This is a genomic window from Paenibacillus sp. 2KB_22, from assembly GCF_052115745.1.
Taxonomy (GTDB): domain Bacteria; phylum Bacillota; class Bacilli; order Paenibacillales; family Paenibacillaceae; genus Paenibacillus.
Map to the genome: position 1 here is coordinate 346,166 of NZ_JBFRHG010000002.1, position 26,528 is coordinate 372,693.

Consider the following 26,528-nt stretch of genomic DNA (forward strand, 5'->3'; position numbering starts at 1 on the left):
GAGCCCATTCGGTGACACGATTCCATCTTTTTTCCATAAAAAAAAGCCCGGAACCTCACCCAAGGTGAAGTTCCGAAGCAAGTTATTTCTTATAATACTCACCTGTTCAAGGCTTGGCTTCAATCCAATAATCATAGGCATGTACAATATTGCCCTGGTAAGCCAGATGTTCGGCCAGCAGATCCGGAAGCTTGGCAAGCTGAAGTTCCATCTCCGCTGCCCCTTTCTCATAAAAAGAAATATGCGGACCTTCATGATTCTGCTTCATCTCAACCGAAATCATCAACCTTTTGCCCAGACGATCTGCAATCTCCATCTCCTGACTCACAACAGCAGCAATGCCATTGGATCCTTCTGCCTGATTACGGAATGCCATCATCGACACATGATCAAGTGTATCAATCATGAACTCTGTCACAGACATGTCTTTTCCCGGCAACGGGAAGGTATCCAGCCATACAGCAAGGTCTGCACTTGTTTCGAGATCACTGTCCTTCTTCGTTTCTTCCTGGAAAAATGTAATGTTGGCAGCCCATTCGGTCAGCAGGGTGTCCCGACTATTCTCCCAATCCGGCAAGGTGTAAGGCTCAATATCCAGATGGATGCCTTCAAATCGTTCATCCGGCTCGGATTCCGCATTATAGTTTTTCACATAATCAATTAAGCGCTTAATGCGTGGACGGTTCTCCTTCTTGCCCCAGATGGGGTGTCCACCCATCGCATGGATCTCGATGCCCTGCGCTTTTGCCCGTTTCACAAAACTGCGGTAACTGGAATAGGGTTGATCCAGATCTAACCGAACATACAACCAGTTAACATTCTGCTCTCTCGCAAACTCTAGTATGTGCTCTCCCCCGTCATTCGTCACCTGAGAGGCTTCCCAGATATACGTTCCACGAATCTCTGGCTGATTGGATGGGATCTCCGGTGAGGGCAGCTCTGACGGCTCCAGTTGTCCCCAGTATACGATGTCATGTACAGCAGAACCGGCGTAAGAAGTATGCTCACTGAATGCGGAGGCAACTTCTTCAATTACGCTTTCCAGCTGGGCTGCACCTTTACCGGCAAAAGTCGTGAATTCCTCGCCAGGCATTGGCTTGGTGTTCAACCCAACGGTGACGCTCACATTGCTGGCATCGGCCCAGTTCATTTCCTGTTCAATTAAACGTATGATACCATTGTTCCCTTGCGCGTTATCACGGTAAACGAGTAAAGTAACATGATCCACTCGTTCAATGAACCAACGTGACAATGGTTCGTTATCTGCATCCTCAGAAACTCTATTCCCTGTGACGGTATAGGAATCGAGCCAAAATGGCAGGTCAATATTCACTGCAACTGCGCCATCCTGTCTCACTTGCTCAAATAACAGATTCATATTGGCCACCCAGGATTGTACCAGTGGCTTGGCATCTTCTTGCCAAGTTGGTAATACATAGGGCTTGATATCCAGATGTATGGCATCAAATTGCTCGTTGGGCTCAGCAGCCTGATTGTAGTCACTTACCCATGACGCTAATCTGAGCATGGGGCCTTCACGGCCACTGACCGCCCAGGATGGATCGCCTCCCAGCGCTTCAACCGCAATACCTGCACGGCTGGCTTTGGCTATAAACGTCTGGTATACCTCCTTGGACAGTGTCATGTCTACATTCACGTACAGCCTGTTTATCTTATGTTTAGCTGCATTGGCCAACAGCTCATCTCCGTTGCTAACAGACTGTGCCTGCCATACCCAGGCCGCCCGTATATCCGCGCCGTCAGCTTCAGCAGGTGACTCATTCCCTATCATTATCATCCCTCCGATCAGCAGTAACAGCCAAAATACCTTCCGGGATTGTTTCCCGAACATATACTCCCTCCATTCCTCTACTGTTGTAAAATCACATTTATTATAGCAACCGAGTTATTAAAAACAAATAAGCCCAAGTGCTTAACTTGGGCTTATTACTCTTAAGTTGGTATAGCGGAGGGCTTGCCCGGATCGATCCCGGATCGATCCCGGTTCTAGTCCTCATATATCATTTTTCGGGTCATGCCTCCATCAATAACGAGGTTGGTCCCTGTGACAAAGGTATTGCTTGGATCAGATAAATATAGACAAGCACGGGAGATATCCGAAGGAACACCCACACGACCGGATGGATGCTGCTCATGATCCTCCTTTTTCAATTTCTCCACGTCACCTGTCTCAATCCATCCCGGACTGATACAATTGACCCGAATTTGGTCTTTGCCCAGTGAGACCGCCAGCGCATGCGTCAGAGCTACAATCGCTCCTTTGGATGCGGCATAAGCTTCGGTATCAGGCTCAGACATCAGTGCACGTGTAGAAGCCATGTTGATAATGGCACCCCCGTGTTCATTGCTTTTCATATGTTTGGCCGCTTCCCGACTCGCCAAAAAGCAACTTCTCACATTGGTATTGAGTACATCGTCCCATTCTTCCAGCGTTAGCTCATAGGGTGATTTCCATTTGGCGAGTCCTGCATTATTCACCAAAACATTAATTTGTTTGAATTCATCTACGGTCGTACGAAAAAGGTTCGTAATGTCCCGCTCGCTCCGAACATCACATTGGACAAAGATGGCTTCTCCACCTTCATTACGAATGGAAGCTGCGGCTGCCGCACCCTCCGCTTCCTTATAGTCAGCAAGTACAACTTTGGCCCCGGCAACCGCATAAGCCTCAGCCACACTCCGTCCTATTCCCTGAGCGGCACCGGTTACAACAACGACCTGATCTGTAAATGACATATTCATTGCCTCCTCTATGGTAATGATCCTTTGATCATAATCTCATTATGCCTCTTCTTATATAAATACACGTCAGGGCCATTAAGAAACGCTTGTCCAGCAAATAATCAAAAAAGGCTCACGCCATTCTGGCGCAAGCTGCTCGGTTTAACCACGTAGGCGTTCGGAATACACGCGATTATATCGCTCGAAGCCTACATAACGCGTTCCTTTGAATGAGAGCCGTCCTTCGTCCCCCTCAGCGCACAAACCATACTCTTCGCCATTGACTTTGAATTCGAGCCGATCTCCACTCTCTACTTCAAAGGTGACGTAGTATAACGTTCGCGCTGTACTGCCTGGTTCAGATTGCGACTGACTCATCTTCATCCGTCTGCTGGTGATTCGTGAAGGCACGGTCAACAGCGGCTCCGAGTTGTTGCGTCCCCACCTCCATACCTCTTTTCCCATCGACAGAAGGACTATACCTATAATCAGAACAAATACAACCGGAAAGACGGTTCCAAACAAATCAAACATCCAGGATGATTCAATGCCCATGTCTCTCCCTCCGTTCTTACAACTTAGGACAGCCGGAGTCTTGACCCGTCTCCTGTAATGTATATGCGGACGGACACGGAACTTGTTAACCCGATTAAATATTTGAGCAATTAAATCAAAGAAGGAGTGAATGAATATGATACGCTTCATTGAATGATTCTGGTCCACTACCCCGCTACCGAAACATGGCCGATATTATTTTTGGTCATCATATCTAATTAGATTATGTACAACATCAGCTCCAACTGAGATAACAGCCTTGAGTCAAGCACTGTTATCTCAGTTCAAGCAAACCAATGTTACCATTGTGCATGCATATTTAATCAAGCAAAGGACAATTAGCCAAGGCTGTTAACGGACTCATGCTAATTGTGTGATCACAAGATGTGCCGATACAGGTCTTGTTCCACCCGCAAGTGGCGTAATTGTTAACGCAGTAGAATTACCAGCCGGGTTCCGAACGGTCAGAATAGAATTAATCACGGTTGTCTGTACCAAAGACATACCCACAATCTGAGACGTTCCCGTAGCTCGCCCAACTACTGTAGGGGCCAAATCTGCCCCATTGAGGGTTAAGATTAATTGACCCGCTTCATTGATGCTCACTTGGAACAAAATCTGATACGTACCAATGGCTGCCAGATTGAATGAACTAGGCCCTGTGCGGGCGATAGTTGTTCCACTTGTTGGCCCATCCTGAGGAAAGCTTACATCCGTACCGGGAGCAACCGTTGCTGCATTATCAGGTGGCATCAGTGCGAAAAAGTCAGCGAATCCCAGCACGCTTCCGGCTGCTCCTGTCGCTCCTGTCGGGCCTACTGCCCCAGCGGGGCCTACCGCTCCTGTTGCACCGGCGGGTCCTGCTGGACCTACTGCTCCAGCGGCGCCTACCGCTCCTGTTGCACCGGCGGGTCCTGCCGGGCCTACTGCTCCAGCGGGGCCTACCGCTCCTACTGCACCGGCTGTTCCTGCCGGACCTGCTGCTCCTGTCGCACCCGTCGGGCCAACTGCTCCAGCGGGGCCAGGAAAACCTTGAGGTCCAATTGCTCCGGCAGGCCCGGGATTACCTTGCGGACCTTGTGGCCCTACAGCCCCTGCTTCTCCCGGAATCCCTTGAGCTCCCATGGGTCCAGCAGGTCCGACCGGACCTTGAGAGCCTATTGCTCCAGCAGGACCAGGCTGTCCCTGAGGTCCTTGTGGTCCAGGTGGTCCTCCCGCTGGGCCTTGAACTCCAGGTGGCCCTTCTACCCCTTGTTTACCTGGAATACCCTGTACGCCCTGTACGCCTTGTATACCTTGTGGTCCTGTTGGGCCAACGACAGTAGGGGTAGAGATGTTCACTTCTGGAGGGGGACATTTTACTTGAACGAACTTTTTAACCACTTTCAATCGGCGGTCTTTTCTTTTAATTTTACATGGATGTAAGCTTGCCTTTTTTCTCTTCATTCGTTTCTTCACTTCTGAATGACTCACCGTGTGGACACCTCCCTATAGACATAGTTTAACGTACGTATGTAGATGAATAGATGCGTGGACGAACAACCAATTTAATTAAAATACTCCGCTGATTACCAGGTAAAACAATAAAATTAGCAGCAACTTCCTATACGTTTGAACTATTTTGTTCATAATCATCCATTGAAGCAGCATGGTTTACGTGAGTAGATTTGTTCACCAAAAAACTCATGCCCAGTTGGGCATGAGTTTCATGATTTAACCACGCAATCGTTCCGCATAATGCCGATTAGTTCGTTAAAAGCAAATATATCATGTCCCTTGAAGGAGGGCCGTCTTAAATCTGCGTTGGATGTATGACGATATATGAGTTTTGACAAAAGGGTAACCATGACCCCCATAACGTGTTGAGTTCACTTATGCTGATTTTTCGATTGTAATACTCTTCATCACAATTAATCTTGTGATCTAACGATTCTGCCAAATAAAAATGCGTTTCATCATAACCAACGACGGGAACAAAATGCAAATAACGTTGTTTGGCATGTACTCTAATAAATAAAATAACAGGAACCCCTTGGCTGATCTGTTTCTTCAACGTATTCACATTTCCACGTAAGTACATTGCCTGATATCCTAGCTTCCTGAAAAAAACAACGACCGCTTTGGGATATACGGTTCCATCCAGTAATTTACGAGGATAAGTTTCATAAAGCTTAGTTCCGGTGGACTCCAAACCAAAATGTCTCAAGACGAACGCACTGGAAAATGCAGCACATTCATAATTCTTTTGAATATCCAGTCGATTGGAAGATTGAATGTAATATGTGCGTGGCGCATTGACTGTGTTCATGCGATCTTTCTTAGGAAAACTGAAATAAATAGAGATCACCCAGAGGATAATCAACCAAAGTAATACATCGAGAAACAATACTTGACCTCCTACGCTTCATCAGATGATACACACTACCCTTTGAGTATCCCATTCACCATTTTAGGTGTTCATTCCTCGCACCAGTTTTTTAGAACCCATTCTTTAATCTGTTCAGCTACTTCCTCTGCTGTAAGTTCTGCCGTTTCGATTTTTTGCATTGGCGGGTCAAATGCAGTTTCCGAATTCTGGAGTAGCCAATTTGCAAAATTCTTGTGATCTTCAACCAGGTTCTCATCCCACCCACGAGCTCTTAAACGCGTCTCGCGAGTAACGTCGTCACAATGCAAATTCATATATAGAATTCGATCAAATCGATCGATGTAATCGGACGATGCAATGTTTTCCGGCACCATCGTTCCACATAAAACAGTCCCTCGTCCACTTAGGGATATGCTATACGCAATCCGCAACCAATTCTCTTTGGCAATCTGCCAATCGACATTATCGATGATATCCATATCAAAGACGTCAAATTCGGGAAGCTGCTTGCGAACAAGCGAAGAGATCGTTGTTTTTCCTGTTCCACTTGTGCCTGTCACTATAAATAGCGGTAATCTTCTCATAACTTGCTCCTTTAGATAAATAAATTTTGATTAATCATGTTCTCCATTGATCTGCTTTCAAGCCATAAATAATTCTGTTTAATTATCGTTTTCTTGCTTTAATCACAAAAGTTATAGGTAACATCTTCGCTCTTTTAAGGAGATTATCGCTATTATCATGTAATTTCATGATATCCTCATCGGATTCCTCGATCATTTGTTCAATGACAAATCCCGCTTTCGCCAACGCATTGACATAGGTTGATATTTGCCGATCCGCTAAAGTTAATTCGCCCTGACAAGAATCAGGAGATACCGCATACCACGATTCATCAGAATATGGCTTATTAAGAACAAATCTATCGTTTTCTTCAACGATACATCTATGAATTGGATGAGACCAGCTGAAAATAAAAATGCCATCTTTCTTTAAATAAGAAGCGATTCGACTGAAAGTACCTGGAAGATCAGTGGTCCAACCGATGGCATAAATTGAATATACAGCGTCAAAATAATTAGTAGGAATACCACATTCCTCTTCCATGGGTGAACATGTCAATGTTGCCGAAATACCGTGTGTCCTCAAGTGTTGTTGTGTCTTTTCTATCTGTTTCTGTGATATATCCATACCCCACAGCTCACCAGCGTTGTGATCCCCATGATACCGCAAGGATTGACCATCTCCACAGCCCACCTCCAACATCTTTAATCCTGAGACATCCCCAAATAGTTGGTGTTTTTCTTCTGATATGAATGCTCCATAATGTGGAAGCACGATTGCTCTCAAAAAGTCATTCCCTCTTGTATCCCAATAGAAGCTGTTTGTTTCATAAACACTGTTCTTGTTCATCTGTTAGCCTCCTTAGCCTCCTTTATACGCTACGTCCAGAACATCACTTGTTACCCTCGTTAAAATATGTAATCTCATTTCCATTAAGTAAGCTTGTAAAGCCGTTCTTGTAGTAAGGCATCAGTTCATCTGCCTGTGTTATATCCAACCATGCAATCTTAGAGATTTCATCTGGTCTTGATATCTCTTCTCTCCCTCCGACGATTTCCGCTCTGAATGTGATAAAAATAGCATGTTCCTTCATTTCTTCAAATTTACACTCGTTGATTGCTACAATACCGTGGACGTTAACATCAAGTCCTGTTTCTTCATAGGCTTCCCGGATTGCTGCTTGTTCCCATGATTCATCAGCTTCAACAGCTCCACCAGGCAGCGACCAGCTTGAACGTCCTACATTTCTTACTGCAAGCACTTTAGATTTGGATGGATTGGTTAGTAGTGTATATACTACATCGACTCGTTTCATTGATTGAACTTCCTTTCCGGAAACATTAAATATTATTCTTATCACTGAACTCAATGCAAAAAGGTTGCATCTCAGGGTTCAAGCAATACTCTATTCTTTCTCTGAAGTTTTTCCATTCGACTTTTAGAATTGCTTCTTCGATCGGGAAGAAACCAGAGTCTAAACTCTCCGATGATGTCGTTAATTCTCCTCCTATTGGTTTGGCTAAAAATAATGTGTTACATATTGAGTTTTCAATATTTTGAAATATTCCACAGAATTTGATGATCTCAATGTCGATTCCGGACTCCTCTTTTGTTTCTCGGATTGCAGCCTGACTTAGAGATTCTCCTTCTTCCACTTGACCACCTGGCATTTCCCATCCTCTTCGCGGTCCTCTAATAAGTAATAATTCATTTTTGTCGTTTATCACGATTGCAGCGGCAGATAAGATGTGTTTTGGAGGGATCATTTGTTTTACTCCTTCTAAAGAGATTGGATATGCATTTGAAGAACGTAGTATAAAAACATTCTAAAAGAAGTTATATATCCCGTCTTCAAAATAATTGTATTCTTCATCCGTTATTCTGAACTTTCCATACCCGTTATAAAATATTTCTCTATCTCTTTCATTATCAAACGCATTAGGTTTTGGTCTAATGGCTAATGCTACATCATATCTTGGATCGCCATAAGCTGCTCCTGCCCAGTCAATAACTCCAACAATATTACACTCATTAACTAGCACATTATCTATAGTAAAATCTCCATGAATGAAAGTGTTATCTATTGGTCTTGGTCTTGCTTCTTTCAACTGCTGAAGTTGTGCTGCTGACCCGTCTACAGCAAAGTGATTTAGATTATATTCTGCTTTGTTAAGCATTGTATCTAACCAGGCACTGTCATTGTTGAGTAATTCAATGGGACAAGAGCTTTCATGTATTTTCTTTAAACTAAGCCCAAAGTTAAAAATCGTTTTTTCTTTACTTTGGAGGTCAGGCATCTTAGAGAGGAATTCTCTTAAAGTTATTCCGTTAATATAATCCATCAGAAGCCATCTCGATGTCTCCTCAGTATGAAATGAATATACCTTTGGAACAGGGAGTCCCGAATGATGAAGGTATCGAAGCATCTTATATTCATCGGATAACCATTCATTATATAGATCGTTTTCTGTCTTCTTGATGATGTACTTTTGGTCGAACGTATCCAGAATAGCTACAGTAGAAGTATGACCTTGCTTCGGAAAAGTGATTTTCTGAACTTTCCCTATATGTTCTTTTATTTCAATGGGGAGATCCTGAATATTCATGGTTTCATCCTTTCTGCTATGTCGTCATTACCGCTCTAAAAGTACAAATCCCATCCCATAATAAAAGCAGCAAACAGGAAAGCCGACATGCCAGACATGATGTAAACTACCGTTTGCTTTTTACTGTAATTTCTCTTCAGCAATTTGTAGAACAACAAGACAAGGTACGCCGCTGCTAAAAGCACATAAACCAAGTTGAAGATGAGATGGATGCGTAATGAAGAATAGGGGGAAAAGCCTAAGGCGCGCATGAACAATAGGATTGTATTTAAAATCAATGCTACACTGGCAATATTAATAGCAGTATGATACTTATCAAAGCCTGTACCGGGTCTTTCCCAGTTTTTTAATTTGTATTTGGATAACCGAATAATATAGCCAATTATCGCTCTCAAACTGAGTAGGATGGCTACTGCAAGCGCAATAAAAGATGCTTTGATCAAGTTTATCGTCAAGTTGGATACGGGCAAAAAGTCATTATAAGGAATGGAGACCTTCTCAATAGTCCCGTTACGCTCAACAACATTTGCAAAGTTACTAAGGTCAAATGTTGTATACTTCTGCAGACTTAACATCGAATATGCCTTCGTAAAACCGGAAACGACCCGTCGCGCAGGCAGATAATATCCTCCACTCTCAGATGTAACCGAATTTGTACTGAAGCTACTTCCAAACACCTTCTGGACAAGACCAACTGTATAAGCCATTTCATTTGACTGGTTTGTCATGACCACTAACCCAAAATTAGACTCCGGGTCAATAACAAATTTACTTGTAAATCCCGCCGTACTTCCAGCGTGTTCCAGTGCAGGCACCCAGTACTCCACTTCAAAGAAGCCATGTGCAATTCGAGGATTAGAAGTTCCATCATAATATAGACTTGGTGATAGCATCTCGTCTAACGTTTCCTTGTTCGCGAATAATAAATTGCTATGATCCACCGGCATTAAGGCTGCGAGAAATTTAGCTGCATCCTCTGCTGTGCCAATGGCGCCCCCCGCAGGGTATAAGCTTATGTATGCTCTGTTCTTAGGGATGAGTTTCAGACTCGTCGTGTACCCTTGAATCTCATTTCTCCTTTTCAAGACGTTTAGATTATCATACTGTGACGGGTGAATCGAAGTGTCTTTCATATTCAAGGGGTTAAATATATGTTCACTGACATATTTGTAAAAGGGTTGTCCGCTTTGCACTTCAACGATGTAAGCAGCCATAGCCGTACCATAGTTTGAATAAGCAACGACACTCCCAGGTTTATCGATCTGCCTCGGCTCAAATTTTTGTAAAGCTTCACCTAATTCCACAATATCACTCTCGGATGAATACCATAAATCGATCAATATATCCTCCCAACCTGCGTTATGATGCATAAGGTTCATTAGGGTAATGGGGGTATCGTATTCAAGCTTCTTTAGAAACCCTTCTGGTAAATATTCATGAATATCGGTATCCAAATCAAGCTTCCCCTGCTCTACAAGTTGCATAACACTCGTCCAGACCAACAGTTTAGAAGTTGAACCCCATTCAAATACAGTAGAGGTGTCTGCCTTATTCTGTTGCTCAAAATCTGCGTAACCATAGGCCTTATTCACAATAGTCTCACCGTTCTTAATAGCCACAACTGAAACGGCAGCGGTGTTCTTCTGATTCGTAGCCACATATGAATCTATCGTTTCCTCTAGCGAAGACAATGCAATCCTGGAGGGCGTAGTCTCCACATTCTCTACCTCAGCGTGCGCAGGTACCGCACATGTCATAATGATTAAAGCGAGTGACAGAAAACAAGTAATTGCTTTATTAACATAGTAATATTTTTGATTAATCTTCATTGGCTACCCCCTTATTATCTACTATAGTTTTCATGTCTTTATCACAAAGGTTACAGGGAGCATCTTTAATTTATTGGCAAAATCATCGTTTTGCAATTGCATCAATTCATCATCTGATTCCTCAATGAATTGCTCAATGACAAATCCCGCTTTACCCAACGCATTCACATAGGTTGATAGTTTACAGTCCGATAGTGGTGGCTTAAATCAATTCCACATTTTGAGAAAATTACCTTAATTATTTCTATAATAACCTATGCTGCAATATTTGCGAAGTACATTTAAAAGCGCATACATTTCACTCCAAATCAAAAAGAACCCTCCGCAGGAGCGTTCTCCGTGAATATAGGCTAAGCGTATATCAGCTCCATCTTACTATGCTTTTCGCTGACATACGTTTGTAGTTGTACAAGCTGATTTATTGCTTCCTATCTGAGTTTCTAATCCTCAACAATAAGTGGTTACTTATTAATCCAGCACCATAATTTATTTTAAAATATAAAAATCCCTGCTAACTTTTATCGTCAGCAGGGATTTTTATAAATTTTTAAACCCCGACAGCTTCCGGTCTTTTCACTTGAAGAGGCGGGGGAATAAGCCAACCTTTTTCTTTACTCATTTGGAGAATACGAAGGCCTAAAGCCGTTTTAGTAACATGATATTTCGCAAATAAAGCTCCGATATCTTCTCTAATGGATTGGCCCATAACTTGACTGCAAGCAACCAATCCCATTGAAGTATCAGAAGCAATACTTGCTGCTATCTCAGGATCTGTAATCCTTGCACCCACAGGAATGTCTTCCAGTTTTACTGGAGGTCTTTCTGGTAAAACTGGTGTTGTAGCAATTCCGTTATCAATTAGGAGAGTATCACACTCTTTGATCTCAAGTTTAGCTTGATCAATTAGTGCCTCCAATATTTTTTTCAATTCTTTATCTCCTGCATGATTAGAAAATGCTTGGTAAAAGGAAAGTGCCCCCTTCGCGACCGTTGAACATTGCCATACGCTGAAGATTTCACCGTAATGCATAGGTTCATTTTTTGGATTACCACTTAATATTCCCATCATAACAGCTCCTTCAAATTTTAATTTACCACCAGAAGTATAGTTCCATGTTCATGAGATACATATTCATAAGTAAAAAATTACCGATGGTATAATGGATTCATTTTTTTGCACAGCGACATGCATCTAAGATGCGCTAGTTTTGTCCATTAATTGTTTGCTAATCCGCCTGCGGAGGGTACGGAAATCGGATTTTTTTAAATTTCTGGGTATACTACAGCAAGTCAATTTAACAACGTTGAGGAGGATGAGTTGATGGAAGAAGAATTGAATTACGGTACAGATTATAAGTTTATTCCTGTAACTTCAGTGGGAAGTGGTGTGGGGACTGAAATACTACCTGATTTATTTTGCTACACGATCCAAATTGTAAATATTTGTTTAGTGGGTAACCCGAAATCTGACGAGTTCGTCCTAGTAGATGCTGGGATGCCAAAGTCAGCAAATGAAATAATCTCTGTCATTGAGGAACGTTTCGGTGCAAACAGCCGCCCCAAAGCAATAATTTTGACCCATGGACACTTTGATCATGTAGGAGGGGTGATCGAACTTGTCGAACACTGGGGAGTTCCGGTTTATGCACATCCGTTGGAGCTCCCCTTCCTCACAGGGGTAAAAAACTATCCGGAACCAGACCCTACGGTTGAAGGTGGTTTGGTAGCGAAAATCTCCCCATCTTTTCCCAATGAACCAATAAACCTTGGAAGTCATGTACAAACGTTACCTCCAAACGGAAGTGTACCCCATATGCCAGGATTTAGATGGATTCATACCCCAGGACATTCTCCCGGTCATGTTTCGTTGTTTAGGGGAAGTGACGGAGCGTTAATCGCAGGTGATGCTTTCGCTACTGTAAAACAAGAGTATATGTATAAAGTATTGAATCAGGAATTGGAGATAAGTGGACCCCCTCGCTATTTAACAACAGATTGGGAAGCTGCAAAGCAATCTGTTGTCAAACTTGAGAGTTTAAAGCCATTGGTTGCTGTAACTGGCCATGGGCTACCGATGTCTGGTGAATTACTAACAACAAGCCTGAGAAAACTGGTTAATGAATTTGATCGCATTGCCGTACCGGATTATGGAAAGTACGTAAACTAAGTTTTCTACTCGAGCATAGTACTGTTAAGTGTTAAAAAATATAATTGTGCTTTAAAAAATGTGGTTTTTTTAGTGGTTTTTTTAAATAAGAAAGCCCCCTGTTGGGGGCAAAACGTTGATATATCAGATTTTTTGATCAGTTTCGATTACTAAGCGTACATTAGATCCATAAACCCACGGGTTACATCTCCACCTTCAGCTGGTTCGGGCTGGTCTGCCTGTGCATGTTCTGCCATGCAAGCCTTCACCGCTTCCTCTGTTGTACAACGATTGGCATCGTCACATGTGTAGCATAATTGAAGCATATATCTAGTTAATTCTTCCGCCTGCGTGAATTGAGTTTGACCGTTGGTTCTCATCTCCATCACTCCTTCTCTTGTTGAGTTAAATATATCATCTTTTAGATGTTATAATTGTGATTTATTTCACAATCTCAATCAAAAAGAAAGAAACCTTACGGCTCCTCACTTTCCCTATCTATTCACATCGATACCACTCTACATTTAAAGCACTTTCCAGTGTACACCGCCGTCCACCGTTTGCAGTAATAACGATCTTTTTGCATCCGTATTTTCAACTAATATCCAGCCTAGCTTGGAGGTAACCATCTGAATCTTCACAATCTCAGGATAGTCTTCGAAAATTTTCTCCAGTACACTGCTTGCAGGAAGAGCGTTCCATGTTTTGCCCGCATCCTTGGTGTGGTAGGTTATGCCCTTTTGCACAGCCCAACCTTCTAATGCGTTCAGAAATACTGGTGAAAGGTTACGATTTGCACCCGTTTGTTTGTTCAAAGTGAAATTAGACACCTTCCAGCTCTTTCCACCATCTGTGGTGAAAAAACCATTAAATTTCGTGCTCTCTCCTTGAGAGCAGGACATTGACATCCAGGCTGACTGTGCTTCACGTCCAAAAAATTGTGGTGGACTGATACTGAAATTACCACACCCGTTGAATTTGTTTCGATCAAAGAAAGATGGTCCAGCATTCCAGTTCTCTCCGCCGTCTGAGGTCACATACAACTTAGGTGTACCGAATTCAATCGCTGTCAGGAAACCATGCATCGGATCCGAGAAAGTCATACCTGTGGTGTAACCACGTCTGGAGATCTCTTCTGCTTCCTGTTTACCATCTTCATCACTGGATGACATCCGATCCCAGGTAATTCCACCGTCCTCGGTGAAGTACAGTTTCTTATCCTGTTTACCAATAGCGGTATCCACCGTGGTAAGTATCCAGCCTTTTTCAGGAGATACAAAGGAGATCGCTGTCACTTTATCCGTCTTGGACAGAGAAGACAGACTCCAAGTTACGCCCCCATTGTTGGTGCGAAGCACCATAGTATCGGTTCCACCCATACCTTCACGAACAATCCAACCATGTGTACGATCTACAAAATAAATGCTTTGTCCATATTTAGGATTAGCTGGAAATTGTACATTTTCCGAGGGTGATACATTGGTCCAGGTCTTTCCCTCATCCTGAGTATAGTACAAACGCAACGCATTCCGCGTCACCCCCCACGCCAATCCTCCGTTGTCATTGAGCAACTGAAAATCGGTCAAACGGGTCTGTATTTGGTACTTGGCCATATCTGCAGATTCAGTACTGTTCACAGGGGGAACGACAGTTAATGTCTGCCCTGTATTCCCGGCGTCCTCCTGCTGCTGCGGAGGTTCTGCTTCCGGAGGTTGATCTGAGTCGGTGCATGCAGCCAATAAGGCTGCTATGCCAATAGACAGCAAAGCTGTCTGCGCGATTTTGATCCATTGCAAACGCAAGTGGGTTCCACCTCTCTCATCCAATATACAGGCGCGCATGCCTGTCCTATGGCATTTTATTTACGATTCATCAGAATCCACTGCTCCTATTCTACCACAAACCTTGTGTAAAAGGCTCATTGCCCACTCTTGGGCTGCCCACTCCCTTTTTCCAACTGAAGCTCTGGGCTAGGTGTTGCACATTTATTACCATTAATTTCATCCTAAACTGTTTTTCGACGGAATAATTGGTAAAAAGACATGAAATGTGAACTATTTTATAGACAGCACTCGCTTTCTATTCTCTAATCCCTTAATATGGATGGGAGTATAACCCAAAAAGGAGAGGATATGAACATGACAAATAGTGCAGCTCTGAAACCAAGTCGTGTCGTGATTGTAGGCATGGGTGCGGTGGGAACAACAACGGGATACACGCTAATGTTGAGACAGCGTTCGTCCGAGTTGGTATTTGTGGATGTGAATCATGATAAGGCAACCGGCGAAATGCTGGATATGAACCACGGTCTTCCGTTTACGGGAGGCGTGAAAGTATGGGCTGGCGATTATTCCGACTGCAAAGATGCAGATATCATTATTATTACAGCAGGTGCCTCCCAGAAACCGGGCGAAACCCGGATTGATCTGCTGAAGAAAAATGCAAGCATTTTCAAAGATATTATTGAGCGTATTACTGAAGTGAATTCTCATGGTATTTTGCTTATTGCAACCAATCCTGTAGATATTTTGTCCTATACTTCATGGAAACAAAGCGGATGGCCTGCTTCCCGCGTCATCGGTTCAGGTACATTGCTCGATAGCGCACGTTTCCGTTACCTCATTGGTAAGAATAAAGGGATCGACCCACGTAGTATTCACGCCCACATTATTGGTGAGCATGGTGATTCCGAAGTACCAGTATGGAGCCTGGCTAACGTTGCAGGAACTGATCTGGAATTGGATGAAGAAACACAGCAGGATATCTTCGACCGTACCAAAAATGCAGCGTATGAGATTATTAATGCCAAAGGGGCAACTTCCTATGCAATCGCCCTTGCTCTGGACCGCATTGTAGCTGCAATTCTCGGCAACGAAGGCTCTGTTCTGAACGTGTCCACGTTGCTTGAAGATTACAATGGCGTATCGGATGTTTATCTGGGCGTTCCATGCGTTGTAGATCGCAACGGTGTGCGCGAGATTCTGCCTCTTCCGTTGAATGAAACCGAGAAAGTGGCTTTCCAGGCATCTGCTAACAAATTAAAAGAACAAATCGCTGGATTGGAGTAATCCGACCACGTAATCATTCATATCGTGAACGATTAAGCATGTTAACCGTTGTGAATTAACATATCTGTCATACCCAAAGGGACCATTGGTGTCTTCCAGAGAGAAGATTCAGATGGTCCCCTTTGGTTTGATTTTGATTATAACTATGATTGTTCAACATTTAAGTTTACATAATATATATTATGTTAAAAACTTCACCCTCCACATGAAAACAAATAAAAGCCTGTCCCTAGGACAGACTTCTCTTCAGATTAAATAAGCGTTATTTATTTCTTAATATGTCGGAAGTTTAACGTCCAGCAGAGCCATAGCCTCTTCTTTCTCCCTACTGGTGACATGTGTATAGACAGTTGTCGTTTGAATCGATGCATGACCGAGCAGCTCCTGCACCGTACGCAAGTCGGCTCCACGCCGTAACATCATGGTCGCGAAAGAGTGACGCAACTTATGACTGGAGTAGTTTTGACGTTGATTGGCTGGTGATTCCTGCTGGAAACGTTCAAAGGTTTCCGTTGATATGAGCTGAATGCTGCGAATCGACAGTCTCTTTCCTTTTTGCGAGACAAACAGTGCTTCCTCTTTCGGTCGCCAAGGTTCCAAACGCTCAGCCATAGCTTGAGACAATACGTTTGCCACGGTCTCCGGTACAGGTAGCGAGCGCCATTTACGACCTTTACCAAATACATCCAATGTACGCCGCTCCGCATTATAGTCTTTGCAATCCAAAGCATGCACTTCTCCAACCCGTAATCCCATATACCCCATCAGCAGAAAAACAGCCAGATTGCGTGTGCGATACTTGCCTTCTACCGACTCCAGGAAACGTGTCAAACCACTTTCATCAAGGAAAACGGGCGCACGGTTTTTCTCGGTTTTGGATTTCTTAATACCAAAAGCCGGATTATTCGTTAACAATTCGAGTTCAATGAGGGACTTATAAAAACAGTTCACCGCCGCATGTTTGCGATTTCTCGTGGCATCACTAACCCCACGCTCCCGGGCACGGGACAGAAAAGACAGCACATGCAGCTTTTTGACCTGCTCCAGTGACTTTCCTTGAATGGAGATCAGGAATTCTACCACGTCACCCGTGTATGATTTTAACGTATGGCCTGTATATCCGGCGTCCTTCATCCATATATGAAAAGCTTCTAGCTCGTCCGCATATTGCTCCTGGATCTCCTCAGTCAGCATCTGTCTAAGTCACCTCGATTCGGTTAAAATTGAATAAGATTATTTACACCGATACTACGATGACAGAACAACCTTCCAATCGCTGTTATCCCCAGATTTTTCTGATTCCCTTTTCTCAAGGGGAAAATCCGTGTATAGCGTATGCTTCCGATGCAGCTTTCTTTCAGAAAGCTTTTAAGCGAACGCTTCGCTTTTTCAGGTTCTTTCTGTCCTCTCCGTTTTCGTGTAAATGATTAGTTCAATTTATATATTTATTATAAAGTAGGGCTTCTATACTTCATCTACAATGACAACGTCAATCAGCGGAAGGATCGCTTCGGGTTTGCCTTGACTGCGCGTAAGTACAAACGATGGCAATGGATTCTCATGCAGCCCATTCACGGATTCACAGATCTGAGTATACAGATCCATATGCAACGTCTCACCTTCACCTTCCACATCTATAACAGGCCAATCTTTTTGAACACATGCAGGCCAGTAAGCCAGTTCATTCGCGGGCACGATACTTAATTGCTGAATGGACGGGTCAAGATGGTAGATCCCTTGCCGTTCAGGTTCATCGCCCAGCTTGTCTATAGCAATCATTCGAGCGGACTGCTTGTCTGGTGCAGAATAGAGTGAATAACACCAGGGAGTTATACCCCAGACCATCGCCATCAGCCCTTCTTCCATTAAGGTATCTGACAGATCCCCTCCCGCAAATTGTTCAATCAGATTATGGTTACCCTGTCCAATCAGTTCTTCTACACGCGTAGCGAGCCGAGGCAGGTCAGCAAGAATGAATCCTCCTCTGCCGTAGGAGTCAAATACATAATGGTTTCTGCTCCACACAGCTTGAGATGGTGAATTCAACGACGCTGCTTCTGCTGGGAAAAGTGATATAAATACGGTAATCACCTGCGCGTACTTAACCATGGCAATCTGCTCAGGTTCGAGCGCTCCTTCAGCAATACGAGGTGTTTTCAGATGCAGGGAGATTCGAAGTTCGTATTCCCCTTCTGTAAATGCTGACCAACCCAGATTAACAGGGTGTTCAACGCCTTCAATAGAAGCAATGGAGATCGTGTTATCTGCTTTCAGGTTAACAGCATATTGCACATATGCGAGCTCCTGACCATAAATGATATGGGCATCTTGACGATTGACGGGTGATTCCAACGGTTGTGCAATGACAGATACTTTACGTCCATCCTTCAAAAGGCGCTGTGGATCTATATCCAACTGCAAGCTTTGTGAATTCCCTGAATCTGAGACAAGCAACTGAGCCTCCGCAAGTACGGTTGAGTCAGCCAGCGCAAATCCAAAGGCTACATTTTGATGCTCTGAATTCGTATGTAATGGTGTGTTCATGATACATCCCCTCTCTTCTGTCTGATGGCATGTCACATCCCCAAATATATTTCATATTTGGCTTAGCCGCAACCCCGGCCCCTTGATTAAGTTCGTCACGCCCCTTATTACTTACCCATATATGAAGAAAATACCAACCTTTCCCTGCTGTTATCAACTATAATCTTACTATTTAAAAAAATCCCCATCCCGCTTCGCCTTGGCGAATACGAAATGAGGAGAATTGAAGATGTTCTCGGCTTGTCTACTTATCCTTAGATCTGAAAGCACTGGCGATTCGGCGTGCAGGATTCAGATGACTGTGATGGCGTCCATACGCAAAGTAGATAATCAATCCGATGATTAACCACGCAAAGAACGTAATCCATGTCAGCGCTGCAAGGCGTGTCATCAAGTACACACAACCCAAGGCACTCAGAATCGGAATGAGTGGCACAAGTGGAACGCGGAAGCCGCGTTTGAGATCAGGGTTATTTTTACGCAACACGATAATGCCCAGACTTACGACTGCAAAAGCAAACAACGTTCCGATATTCGTGAGCTCCGCCAAATGTCCTAACGAAATGAACCCGGAGAACAGAGCCACGATAATGCCCGCAACCCAAGTCCCTACGGCTGGTGTCTGACTCTTGCCACTAACCTTGGAGAAGACTGGTGACAGCAGTCCGTCACGAGACATGGAATAGAGCAGACGTGTTTGGCCATACATCATGACCAGCAATACCGTCGTAATCCCCGTAATCGCTCCAAGGGACACAATCCAGGACAATCCCTTTAATTGAACAAATTCAAATGCAAACGCAACCGGATCACTTACATTTAACATGTTATAAGGCACGATCCCTGTGAGAATCAATGATACAACAATGTAGAGAACGGTACAGATCGCCAGTGACGCAATAATTCCAATCGGCAAATCCCGTTGAGGCCGCTTAACCTCTTCTGCAGCTGTGGAGACCGCATCAAATCCGATATAAGCAAAGAATACGGTTGCTGCTCCCGCTGTTACGCCTGAGATTCCAAAGGGCAAGAATGGCTGCCAGTTGGCTGGCTCTACATAGAAGACACCCACACCAATAAAGATTAACACCACGATAATTTTAATCCCAACCATGATGCCGTTCGCACGAGCCGCCTCTTTTACCCCTCGGGTTAGCAGGAAGGTGATAATTAACGTAATGACTGCAGCCGTGATGTCAAAATAGGTTCCTTTTTCCGGGCTGAACGCACTTGTCAGTGCATGTGGTAACTCCAATCCGAATCCGGACAATAACGTTTGGAAATATCCAGACCATCCGCTGGCTACGGCCGCACTCGCGAATCCATATTCCAATATCAGATCCCATCCCAGAATCCAGGCAATCACTTCACCAAAAGCCGTATAACTATACGTGTACGCACTACCTGATGCCGGTATGCTTGAAGCAAACTCCGAGTAACACAATGCAGCAAAGGCGCATATGATACCTGCCAGCAAGAATGACAGTACAAGACCCGGGCCAGCATACGTTGCGGCAGCTACACCGGTCAGCACAAAAATCCCGGTACCAATAATGGCACCCACCCCAAGTGTGGTTAAATCCAAGGGACCGAGCGCCCGTTTTAATGCACTGCTGTTATCGCCCTCCGAGGCAATTGGTTTTTTACGAAATAATGAAGATCGATGTTCGTTCTCACGCATAGTCATGTTCCTCTCGTCATGAATCTTGAATGTGCTATGGATGTAGCAGAGATTAAATGGTTTCCCATCTGTTCTATGAAAAAGTCATTTGTTCTATCTTATCGATCACCTATAAAAACCTATCGAATTCTACACGTTATCGCGTTGCTTGGTTAAATTTATTTTTAAGGATCTCTTATTTTGTTCTTTTTTCGCGAAAATTATCATGAACTGTTGCACGGGGTTGAATATGAAAATCGATTTAAAACAAAACTGCGTATAATTTATATTATGCGCAGTTTTTAAGAGCCTTATTTTCTAAGGAAATCATCTATAACTCTCTGTTATATGAAGTAAAGAGAATGAGAGCTTTTTTCGTCTTTTTCCGCTGTCCCTTCCTCCGTTATCCTGTCTAATTCGACGATATGCAAGCATGTAAAAGAGCCACATCGCATGATATGGCTCTTCCTTTCCTCTTTATACAGCTAGAGGTGTATATGAAAATACGAAGTAACTATTTCTTGGCTTTTATGAAAAAGCGAATTAGGAAAAAGCAATTCTCTCCGCGTCCGACATCCGGTATTGGGATAACAAATATTCTTGGCTCTGCATCGCTGTATGACGAATGGCGTCCAAATCAACATGCAACAGCTTACCCTCTCGCTTCACAAGGCGACCTGCCACAAAAACGGTATCCACATTGGATGGATTAGCGAACTGAACGACAGCGCCGATTGGATCATGGACGGGGAACAGATTCAGATCCGTAGTACGAATCATGATCAGATCTGCTTCCTTTCCTGGGGTTAACGTACCGACCTTCTGCTCTAATCCCAATGCTTGTGCACCAGCCGAAGTTGCAAATCTCAGTACTTGGCTGGACTGCAAGTTCAATTCACCTGGCATCTCACCCTGCTGCAAAAGTTGTTCGTTGGCTCTGGATCGTTCTGCCTGAAGTGCAAACTTCATCTGCGAGAACATATCTCCGCCTGTGGACGTTACAACATCTACACCAAGTGTAGGGGTTCCCCCATGTTCAAGAAAATAGCCGGTGGCCGGGTATCCATGCCCCATCATCATTTCGACCTCAGGTGTGACCGACAGGGAAGCACCGCTATCCGCCAACATTTTATATTCGTCCATACCCATGGTGTTACCATGAACAATATTTACTCGAGGACTTAACAACCCCGCTTCATACATGTGACTAATCGAGCGATCTACCGATCCCCAGCTGCCAAATCCAGCGTGCATGGAACAGATGGCATCCAGTTCTTGGGCCAGCTCGATCTCTTTTACCGTTGTATCCCAATGACTGAACTCCGGACCACGAATGGCAAGCCCATAAGTAAGCAATTGATCCCGTGATGAAAAATAACGTTCTTTGACTCTTCGCACATCGTTTGAATATGTCAGTTGACTATCCCGGTTCCAGTAGTTCGTCTCACCAGGAACTCCGTGAGCAAATACTGCCCGAATCCCCGCATCCTGAAGACCACGAATCAGTTCATCCGTATGGTCTGAGGAATACGGCATGCTCCAATCCAACACTGTCGTAACACCTGCATTAAGCGCTTCCAAGGAACCGAGCAGGTTAGCAATATAACTATCCTGTGGTCGGAGCTTGCTTCCCATCGCACCATAATAGAGATTCTGCAAATAAACAGGCAATGACCAATTGGTTCCCGCTGTTTTGACCAATGATTCCCACATATGCCGATGTGTATCCACCAGCCCAGGCATAATAATCATGGATGAAGCATCGATGACCTCCACATCCGGAATATCCAGATCGGGTTGAATCGCCATGATTAATGAATCCTGAATCAGAACGTCAGCCCTTTTATACTGTCCAATCCGTGCATCCATCGACAACACGCAGCCATTTTTCAACAGATAACTTGTCTTCACAAGACACATCTCCCATCTATTTTGGTTTGAAAGACGATCACATCTTGCATACGAACCCGTACTGCTTCTGACTATTATTTCGCTAGTATATATACATTATATAGCTGTTGTTAATATTTTTCAATTTTGGGTTTTCCGTTTGGCACGAAATCTTCTGACTTTCATCAGGTTGCCGCACATCTTATCATCACAATACTTCTGTGTTCTGCTTCGGGTATCATCATAGAACATCCAGCGGCAATCCGAATTATCACAGATCCGAATCCTGCCCCCTTCTCCCTCCACCAAAGTTATTGCAAAGTCAGCAGCTACCTCAGCCATAACCTGTTGCCAATGAGCTTCTACAGCTATTAGTTGGAGTTTCAGTCCCTGATCAATTGTAGTCAATGTTCTTTTTACATGCCCTGCTTCCATAACACCATTCAACCACTGTTTTTCTTCATCCATTAATGATGCTCCAGAAGACAAGCGGGCTCCAAGAGCCAACAAATCATTCCTGAAGTTTCTCATCGACAACTCATCTTCTGGAGATGCAGGGACAGAAGCGTGAAGTTGCCATCGATCCAGAAATTCTTGCTGCCAGTTCGCCTTCCCGAGCCTGTCCTCCGATCGATCTCCCCCACGCCAATCGTGATAATCGCTGTTTACAAAATCGGTCCAAAGTCTGTCCATGTCTACCTCCGTTTAGTGTAACTATCTTAATTCAATAAAGGTGGTTACACTCTGTCTTTGATGTGTTATATTAAGTGTAACCTCATTAATCAGTTTTAGCTAGTTACGTCATACATCACAATAATACTCAAGGAGGAACGGCAATGACGAAAACAACAGCATTAGATGTGTTACTGATTCAAAAGGATGATACATGGGATCAATGCAATTGGATTGTACCTTTGTCGAAGTCTTTGGAAGGTCTTACAGCAGAACAAGCAGCCTGGATTCCACCCTCAGGAGGATTAAGCATCTGGCAGTTGGTTAACCATATGTATTATTACAATCATCGCTTATTATGCCGTATTCAAGGTAAAGAGCCTACTCTTCCTGCTGTAGACTCCAATGAATACACGTTTGGCAATCCTGGAGATGCAACGGATGAAGCCGGATGGAATACAATGATGAAGAGTACAACTCGATTAGCCCAACAGTTGCGAGATCAATTGGCTGCACTTGAAGAGTCAGAGCTTGAAGCTGCTTATATGGACTCCAAAGAGAAATGGGCACACGAACTTGCCCGCTGGATACTTCACGATGCGTATCACGCAGGTCAGATCGTGCTCCTTCGCAGACAGCAAGGAAGCTGGAATATCGTTTTCTAAAAAAAACACTTGAACTGCTAGCGCTTACAGGAATAAGATGAACTTATTAATGTTACAGCTTGTTCAACACACAATATAATTGAATAGGATCTTCGGGGTAGGGTGCAATTCCCAACCGGCGGTGATGTTCTTCGGAACCAGCCCGCGACTCGCTATTTGTACTTAACTAAGGACATTTAGCGACTGACTTGGTGTGAATCCAAGGCCGACGGTACAGTCCGGATGAGAGAAGATCAACACATTGACATGCCGTTCACGGGAAGGCCTCTTTCCTGACGCATGTCCTTGGATGAGCCCCCGTTTATTTGGTATATACCGAAACGGGGGCTTTTGTCGATTTTGCCAACTGAAGATTCCGTGTTCTGACGAAGGAGTCCTGAATATGGAAAAGACATCAGCAGCATCACCTGTTTACCGCAAGGAACGAAGTAATACCGGATTCTGGCTTGTAGTTCTCGGCGCCGCTTTATGGGGTGTCGACCCACTCTTCCGCATTATCTTGCTAAATACGATGACATCCACGCAGATTGTACTGGTGGAGCATATCATCGTGAGTCTGATTGCCATTCCTGTGCTGTGGAAATTTCGGGCTGATCTGAAAAACCTGCGCGCTCGCCACTGGATTGCCGTGATCTTTATCTCATGGGGAGGTTCAGCACTTGCAACGGTGTTGTTCACCATGGCACTTACTCATAATGATCCGAATACAGTTCTTTTATTACAAAAAATGCAACCACTCTTCGCTATCGTGCTGGCTAAACTGTTATTGAAAGAAACGTTACCACGTCGCTTTGGTGGATTGTTCTTCATCGCATTAGCAGGAACGTACCTGCTTACATTTGGCTTCACATTGCCATTAGGTAACTGGGACAACTGGATTCATGCCGGAAGCTTGTTATCCCTTGGGGCTGCTGCCTTATGGGGAGGTTCAACCGTTATGGGACGATTGATGCTGGGACAGGCGCGTTACGAAACGGTCACCTCCCTTCGCTTCGTCGTTGCGCTTCCACTCCTGATCTTTATGACGTGGAACGAAGGTGCTGCCTGGACACTCCCATCCGGGACAGGAGAACAGACTGCTGTCATCCTCAACATTCTCGGTCAGGCGTTGTTGCCAGGTCTACTCAGTCTTCTGTTGTACTACAAAGGTCTGTCCTCAACCAAAGCTTCTGTTGCAACTCTCGCGGAGCTTAGCTTCCCGATGGCAGGTGTGTTGGTAAACTGGATTGCTTTCCGTACGCTGATTACATGGGAGCAGTTGCTTGGTTTTATTTTGATCTGGATTGCCCTCTTTGCCATTTCCAAACAGCAGGAACGATCATCAACTGCGGCGGATGCGGCACCAAAGCTGCGAACAGAGTAAGGTAATATCCTAGCATCACATATAAATCAATAATCATCAAATATTAAAATAAAGCCATTGTACATCGTATTAGATGAGCAATGGTTTTTTCATTTCCATTCCATTGATATCACTCGATCATTTTCTCAAGGAGTAATATGAGCTATTAACCCTCTGCTTTATTTTGATATCCCAACTCCTCCCTCTTTTCCCTTCAACCTCATATCGAATATCCGAATTATCGCACTACGTCTCTTCTATGTTTTGTCTTTTGTCTAATCCGGTGGTACGATGACATATGGAATAAACAGATGAATTATATTCAGAGAGGAACGATCATAATGTCTTCATTCTCATATACCTCCCACGACGCCGTAGGTTTGGCTGAACTGATCCGATCCCGGGAAGTATCCCCGGTTGAATTGCTGGAAGCGGCGTTTGCACGCCTTGAAGAAGTGAATCCGCAACTTAATGCAGTTATTCGTACATATGAAAATCGCGCACGGGAGGAAGCCAGTTTAGTTCGCCCTGGAGAACAACCTTTTGCCGGTGTGCCCCTGCTTCTGAAAGACATCTCGCAATCCTTGGAAGGTGAATTTCTGACTTCAGGCTCCCGTCTGTTCAGCGAGCATCGCGCATTACGCAATTCCAATTTTGTCACTCGACTCCGTGATGCGGGTTTTATCATCATAGGACATACAAATACGCCCGAGTTTGGCTTGAAAAACATTACGGAGCCCCGCCTCTATGGTCCAAGTCGCAATCCCTGGAATATCAATCACTCTCCAGGTGGATCAAGCGGTGGTGCCGCCGCCGCTGTAGCTTCGGGTATTGTTCCTCTGGCTGGAGCCAGTGACGGAGGCGGTTCGATTCGTATCCCGGCTTCCTTTAGCGGATTGTTTGGATTGAAGCCAACCCGTGGGCGCACTCCTGTAGGACCGGGAGTTGGCCGCCAATGGCAAGGCGCATCGATTGATTTTGCCCTCTCTCGCTCGGTTCGGGACAGTGCTGCATTGCTTGATACCTTACAAGTCATACAGCCTGAAGCTGCATTTCATGCGCCACTCTTTCCAGGCAGTTACTTGGCAGATATGAGCTATCCACATCAACGCAAACTGAAAATTGCATACACAACGGATTCGCCTGTAGGTACACCCGTCAGTGCAGAAGCCAAAGAATCTGTATTCAAGCTCGTTCGCTGGTTGGAAGAACAAGGTCATCATGTTGAAGAAAAGCTGAGTCCAGTCAACGGAGTCAGATTGATGGAGAACTATTATATGATGAACAGTGGTGAGATGGCCGCGATGATCTCTTCCATGGAACGCTCCATGGGCCGGGCTCTGACCTCTGATGATATGGAGATTGAATCCTGGGTTCTGGCTGAAGCTGGCAAAAAGGTGTCCGCCGCGGAATTTGTACATAGCTTAGCTGAATGGGATGTAGCCGCAGCTCAGATGTCCACATTGTTTGAGCGTTATGACTTCTACGTCACACCTGTGAATGCTTTTTCTGCGCCTAAGATTGGAGAATTAACACCTCATGACGAACAGATCCGTAACTTGATGCGGATTAGTGAGTTGGACAAGGCTCAGCAACAACAACTCATCTATGAAATGTTCGAGCCCAGTCTTACGTATACACCTTTCACCCAGCTTGCGAATCTGACCGGCCAGCCTGCGATAAGTGTACCTCTGCATCTCACACCTGAGGGTTTGCCCATGGGTGTTCAAGTGATGGCAACCAAGGGACGTGAAGATTGGTTACTACATCTGGCTGCACAGCTTGAACAATCAGACCTCTGGATCGGGATGAAAGGTAATCCACTTTTTCCAGCATGAAAACTTCATCTGCTCCGCATACTGAAAACAAAAAGTAGC

24 protein-coding genes, 1 pseudogene and 1 riboswitch are annotated in these 26,528 nt (G+C 44.3%); of the genes and pseudogenes, 5 read left to right on the forward strand and 20 right to left on the reverse strand.

Annotation, left to right across the window (positions count from 1 at the left end; all coding sequences use genetic code 11):
* Positions 1–106: 106 nt before the first annotated feature.
* The 13 genes and pseudogenes from AB4111_RS12430 to AB4111_RS12490 all read right to left on the reverse strand — a co-directional run bounded on the left by AB4111_RS12430 (position 107) and on the right by AB4111_RS12490 (position 11,730).
* Entirely contained in the window at positions 107–1,792 is a 1,686-nt protein-coding gene (locus AB4111_RS12430; RefSeq protein WP_442031870.1) for a hypothetical protein, read from the reverse strand.
* A gap of 215 nt (positions 1,793–2,007) precedes the next feature.
* On the reverse strand, positions 2,008–2,757 hold the full coding sequence (locus AB4111_RS12435; protein ID WP_442031871.1) for a glucose 1-dehydrogenase: 750 nt from the start codon (positions 2,755–2,757) through the stop codon (positions 2,008–2,010).
* A 147-nt stretch (positions 2,758–2,904) separates the two neighbouring features.
* Positions 2,905–3,297, reverse strand: a complete 393-nt coding sequence (locus AB4111_RS12440) for a DUF2500 domain-containing protein (protein ID WP_017688132.1) — start codon at positions 3,295–3,297, stop codon at positions 2,905–2,907.
* A 360-nt stretch (positions 3,298–3,657) separates the two neighbouring features.
* The gene (locus AB4111_RS12445) at positions 3,658–4,770 is read right to left on the reverse strand and encodes a collagen-like protein (RefSeq protein WP_442031872.1); all 1,113 of its coding nucleotides are present in this window, start codon (positions 4,768–4,770) and stop codon (positions 3,658–3,660) included.
* A 319-nt stretch (positions 4,771–5,089) separates the two neighbouring features.
* Positions 5,090–5,683, reverse strand: coding sequence for a C39 family peptidase (locus tag AB4111_RS12450; RefSeq protein ID WP_442031873.1), 594 nt, complete (start codon positions 5,681–5,683; stop codon positions 5,090–5,092).
* Positions 5,684–5,754: 71 nt separating this feature from the next.
* On the reverse strand, positions 5,755–6,249 hold the full coding sequence (locus tag AB4111_RS12455; protein ID WP_442031874.1) for an AAA family ATPase: 495 nt from the start codon (positions 6,247–6,249) through the stop codon (positions 5,755–5,757).
* A gap of 82 nt (positions 6,250–6,331) precedes the next feature.
* Positions 6,332–7,078 (reverse strand): class I SAM-dependent methyltransferase, encoded by a 747-nt coding sequence (locus AB4111_RS12460; protein WP_442031875.1) that lies wholly within the window; start codon positions 7,076–7,078, stop codon positions 6,332–6,334.
* 43 nt (positions 7,079–7,121) lie between these two features.
* Positions 7,122–7,544, reverse strand: coding sequence for an NUDIX hydrolase (locus tag AB4111_RS12465; protein WP_442031876.1), 423 nt, complete (start codon positions 7,542–7,544; stop codon positions 7,122–7,124).
* 25 nt (positions 7,545–7,569) lie between these two features.
* A complete protein-coding gene (locus AB4111_RS12470; protein ID WP_442031877.1) occupies positions 7,570–7,995 on the reverse strand; it encodes an NUDIX hydrolase in 426 nt (141 codons plus the stop codon).
* Positions 7,996–8,055: 60 nt separating this feature from the next.
* On the reverse strand, positions 8,056–8,835 hold the full coding sequence (locus tag AB4111_RS12475; RefSeq protein WP_442031878.1) for a phosphotransferase: 780 nt from the start codon (positions 8,833–8,835) through the stop codon (positions 8,056–8,058).
* Between the two features lie 35 nt (positions 8,836–8,870).
* Positions 8,871–10,664, reverse strand: coding sequence for a serine hydrolase domain-containing protein (locus AB4111_RS12480; RefSeq protein WP_442031879.1), 1,794 nt, complete (start codon positions 10,662–10,664; stop codon positions 8,871–8,873).
* Positions 10,665–10,694: 30 nt separating this feature from the next.
* Positions 10,695–10,859: pseudogene (locus AB4111_RS12485) on the reverse strand (class I SAM-dependent methyltransferase); the annotation flags it as partial.
* Positions 10,860–11,211: 352 nt separating this feature from the next.
* On the reverse strand, positions 11,212–11,730 hold the full coding sequence (locus tag AB4111_RS12490; protein WP_442032759.1) for a DUF3231 family protein: 519 nt from the start codon (positions 11,728–11,730) through the stop codon (positions 11,212–11,214).
* A 255-nt stretch (positions 11,731–11,985) separates the two neighbouring features.
* Between AB4111_RS12490 and AB4111_RS12495 the strand changes: the two genes are divergently transcribed.
* Complete coding sequence (locus tag AB4111_RS12495) at positions 11,986–12,831, forward strand: MBL fold metallo-hydrolase (protein ID WP_442031880.1); 846 nt, start codon at positions 11,986–11,988, stop codon at positions 12,829–12,831.
* A 149-nt stretch (positions 12,832–12,980) separates the two neighbouring features.
* Here the strand turns inward: AB4111_RS12495 and AB4111_RS12500 are convergent, their stop codons facing one another.
* Complete coding sequence (locus AB4111_RS12500) at positions 12,981–13,190, reverse strand: hypothetical protein (protein ID WP_253437047.1); 210 nt, start codon at positions 13,188–13,190, stop codon at positions 12,981–12,983.
* Between the two features lie 144 nt (positions 13,191–13,334).
* Entirely contained in the window at positions 13,335–14,612 is a 1,278-nt protein-coding gene (locus AB4111_RS12505) for a YCF48-related protein (protein ID WP_442031881.1), read from the reverse strand.
* 336 nt (positions 14,613–14,948) lie between these two features.
* Here AB4111_RS12505 and AB4111_RS12510 point away from each other — a divergent pair, with 336 nt between their 5' ends.
* Positions 14,949–15,878 carry an L-lactate dehydrogenase gene (locus AB4111_RS12510; protein ID WP_091029459.1) on the forward strand — a complete coding sequence of 310 codons (930 nt, stop codon included), beginning with the start codon at positions 14,949–14,951 and terminating at the stop codon, positions 15,876–15,878.
* A 273-nt stretch (positions 15,879–16,151) separates the two neighbouring features.
* On the opposite strand, the gene AB4111_RS12515 is transcribed toward AB4111_RS12510, so the two are convergent.
* From AB4111_RS12515 to AB4111_RS12535, 5 genes are all read right to left on the reverse strand, one after another.
* Positions 16,152–17,072: a tyrosine-type recombinase/integrase gene (locus AB4111_RS12515; RefSeq protein WP_442031882.1), complete on the reverse strand. Its 921-nt coding sequence runs from the start codon at positions 17,070–17,072 to the stop codon at positions 16,152–16,154.
* A 270-nt stretch (positions 17,073–17,342) separates the two neighbouring features.
* Positions 17,343–18,422, reverse strand: coding sequence for a hypothetical protein (locus AB4111_RS12520; protein ID WP_442031883.1), 1,080 nt, complete (start codon positions 18,420–18,422; stop codon positions 17,343–17,345).
* Positions 18,423–18,666: 244 nt separating this feature from the next.
* Complete coding sequence (locus tag AB4111_RS12525) at positions 18,667–20,103, reverse strand: amino acid permease (protein WP_442031884.1); 1,437 nt, start codon at positions 20,101–20,103, stop codon at positions 18,667–18,669.
* A gap of 522 nt (positions 20,104–20,625) precedes the next feature.
* Positions 20,626–21,993 (reverse strand): amidohydrolase family protein, encoded by a 1,368-nt coding sequence (locus AB4111_RS12530; RefSeq protein ID WP_442031885.1) that lies wholly within the window; start codon positions 21,991–21,993, stop codon positions 20,626–20,628.
* A 120-nt stretch (positions 21,994–22,113) separates the two neighbouring features.
* Positions 22,114–22,665: a CGNR zinc finger domain-containing protein gene (locus tag AB4111_RS12535; RefSeq protein ID WP_442031886.1), complete on the reverse strand. Its 552-nt coding sequence runs from the start codon at positions 22,663–22,665 to the stop codon at positions 22,114–22,116.
* Positions 22,666–22,808: 143 nt separating this feature from the next.
* On the opposite strand from AB4111_RS12535, the gene AB4111_RS12540 reads away from it, so the two are divergent.
* The 3 genes from AB4111_RS12540 (at position 22,809) to AB4111_RS12550 (ending at position 26,489) form a co-directional block, all read left to right on the forward strand.
* Positions 22,809–23,309 carry a DinB family protein gene (locus tag AB4111_RS12540; protein WP_442031887.1) on the forward strand — a complete coding sequence of 167 codons (501 nt, stop codon included), beginning with the start codon at positions 22,809–22,811 and terminating at the stop codon, positions 23,307–23,309.
* A gap of 84 nt (positions 23,310–23,393) precedes the next feature.
* A riboswitch (FMN riboswitch) is annotated at positions 23,394–23,547 on the forward strand.
* A 144-nt stretch (positions 23,548–23,691) separates the two neighbouring features.
* Complete coding sequence (locus AB4111_RS12545) at positions 23,692–24,672, forward strand: DMT family transporter (RefSeq protein ID WP_442031888.1); 981 nt, start codon at positions 23,692–23,694, stop codon at positions 24,670–24,672.
* Positions 24,673–24,992: 320 nt separating this feature from the next.
* Positions 24,993–26,489, forward strand: a complete 1,497-nt coding sequence (locus AB4111_RS12550; protein ID WP_442031889.1) for an amidase — start codon at positions 24,993–24,995, stop codon at positions 26,487–26,489.
* Positions 26,490–26,528: the final 39 nt, after the last annotated feature.

Coding starts and splice junctions, on each gene's coding strand:
- AB4111_RS12430 (WP_442031870.1), bottom strand. CDS start 1,792: ATGATAGGGAATGAGTCACCTGCTGAAGCTGACGGCGCGGATATACGG.
- AB4111_RS12435 (WP_442031871.1), bottom strand. CDS start 2,757: ATGTCATTTACAGATCAGGTCGTTGTTGTAACCGGTGCCGCTCAGGGA.
- AB4111_RS12440 (WP_017688132.1), bottom strand. CDS start 3,297: ATGGGCATTGAATCATCCTGGATGTTTGATTTGTTTGGAACCGTCTTT.
- AB4111_RS12455 (WP_442031874.1), bottom strand. CDS start 6,249: ATGAGAAGATTACCGCTATTTATAGTGACAGGCACAAGTGGAACAGGA.
- AB4111_RS12460 (WP_442031875.1), bottom strand. CDS start 7,078: ATGAACAAGAACAGTGTTTATGAAACAAACAGCTTCTATTGGGATACA.
- AB4111_RS12465 (WP_442031876.1), bottom strand. CDS start 7,544: ATGAAACGAGTCGATGTAGTATATACACTACTAACCAATCCATCCAAA.
- AB4111_RS12470 (WP_442031877.1), bottom strand. CDS start 7,995: ATGATCCCTCCAAAACACATCTTATCTGCCGCTGCAATCGTGATAAAC.
- AB4111_RS12475 (WP_442031878.1), bottom strand. CDS start 8,835: ATGAATATTCAGGATCTCCCCATTGAAATAAAAGAACATATAGGGAAA.
- AB4111_RS12480 (WP_442031879.1), bottom strand. CDS start 10,664: ATGAAGATTAATCAAAAATATTACTATGTTAATAAAGCAATTACTTGT.
- AB4111_RS12490 (WP_442032759.1), bottom strand. CDS start 11,730: ATGGGAATATTAAGTGGTAATCCAAAAAATGAACCTATGCATTACGGT.
- AB4111_RS12495 (WP_442031880.1), top strand. CDS start 11,986: ATGGAAGAAGAATTGAATTACGGTACAGATTATAAGTTTATTCCTGTA.
- AB4111_RS12500 (WP_253437047.1), bottom strand. CDS start 13,190: ATGAGAACCAACGGTCAAACTCAATTCACGCAGGCGGAAGAATTAACT.
- AB4111_RS12510 (WP_091029459.1), top strand. CDS start 14,949: ATGACAAATAGTGCAGCTCTGAAACCAAGTCGTGTCGTGATTGTAGGC.
- AB4111_RS12515 (WP_442031882.1), bottom strand. CDS start 17,072: ATGCTGACTGAGGAGATCCAGGAGCAATATGCGGACGAGCTAGAAGCT.
- AB4111_RS12520 (WP_442031883.1), bottom strand. CDS start 18,422: ATGAACACACCATTACATACGAATTCAGAGCATCAAAATGTAGCCTTT.
- AB4111_RS12525 (WP_442031884.1), bottom strand. CDS start 20,103: ATGCGTGAGAACGAACATCGATCTTCATTATTTCGTAAAAAACCAATT.
- AB4111_RS12535 (WP_442031886.1), bottom strand. CDS start 22,665: ATGGACAGACTTTGGACCGATTTTGTAAACAGCGATTATCACGATTGG.
- AB4111_RS12540 (WP_442031887.1), top strand. CDS start 22,809: ATGACGAAAACAACAGCATTAGATGTGTTACTGATTCAAAAGGATGAT.
- AB4111_RS12545 (WP_442031888.1), top strand. CDS start 23,692: ATGGAAAAGACATCAGCAGCATCACCTGTTTACCGCAAGGAACGAAGT.
- AB4111_RS12550 (WP_442031889.1), top strand. CDS start 24,993: ATGTCTTCATTCTCATATACCTCCCACGACGCCGTAGGTTTGGCTGAA.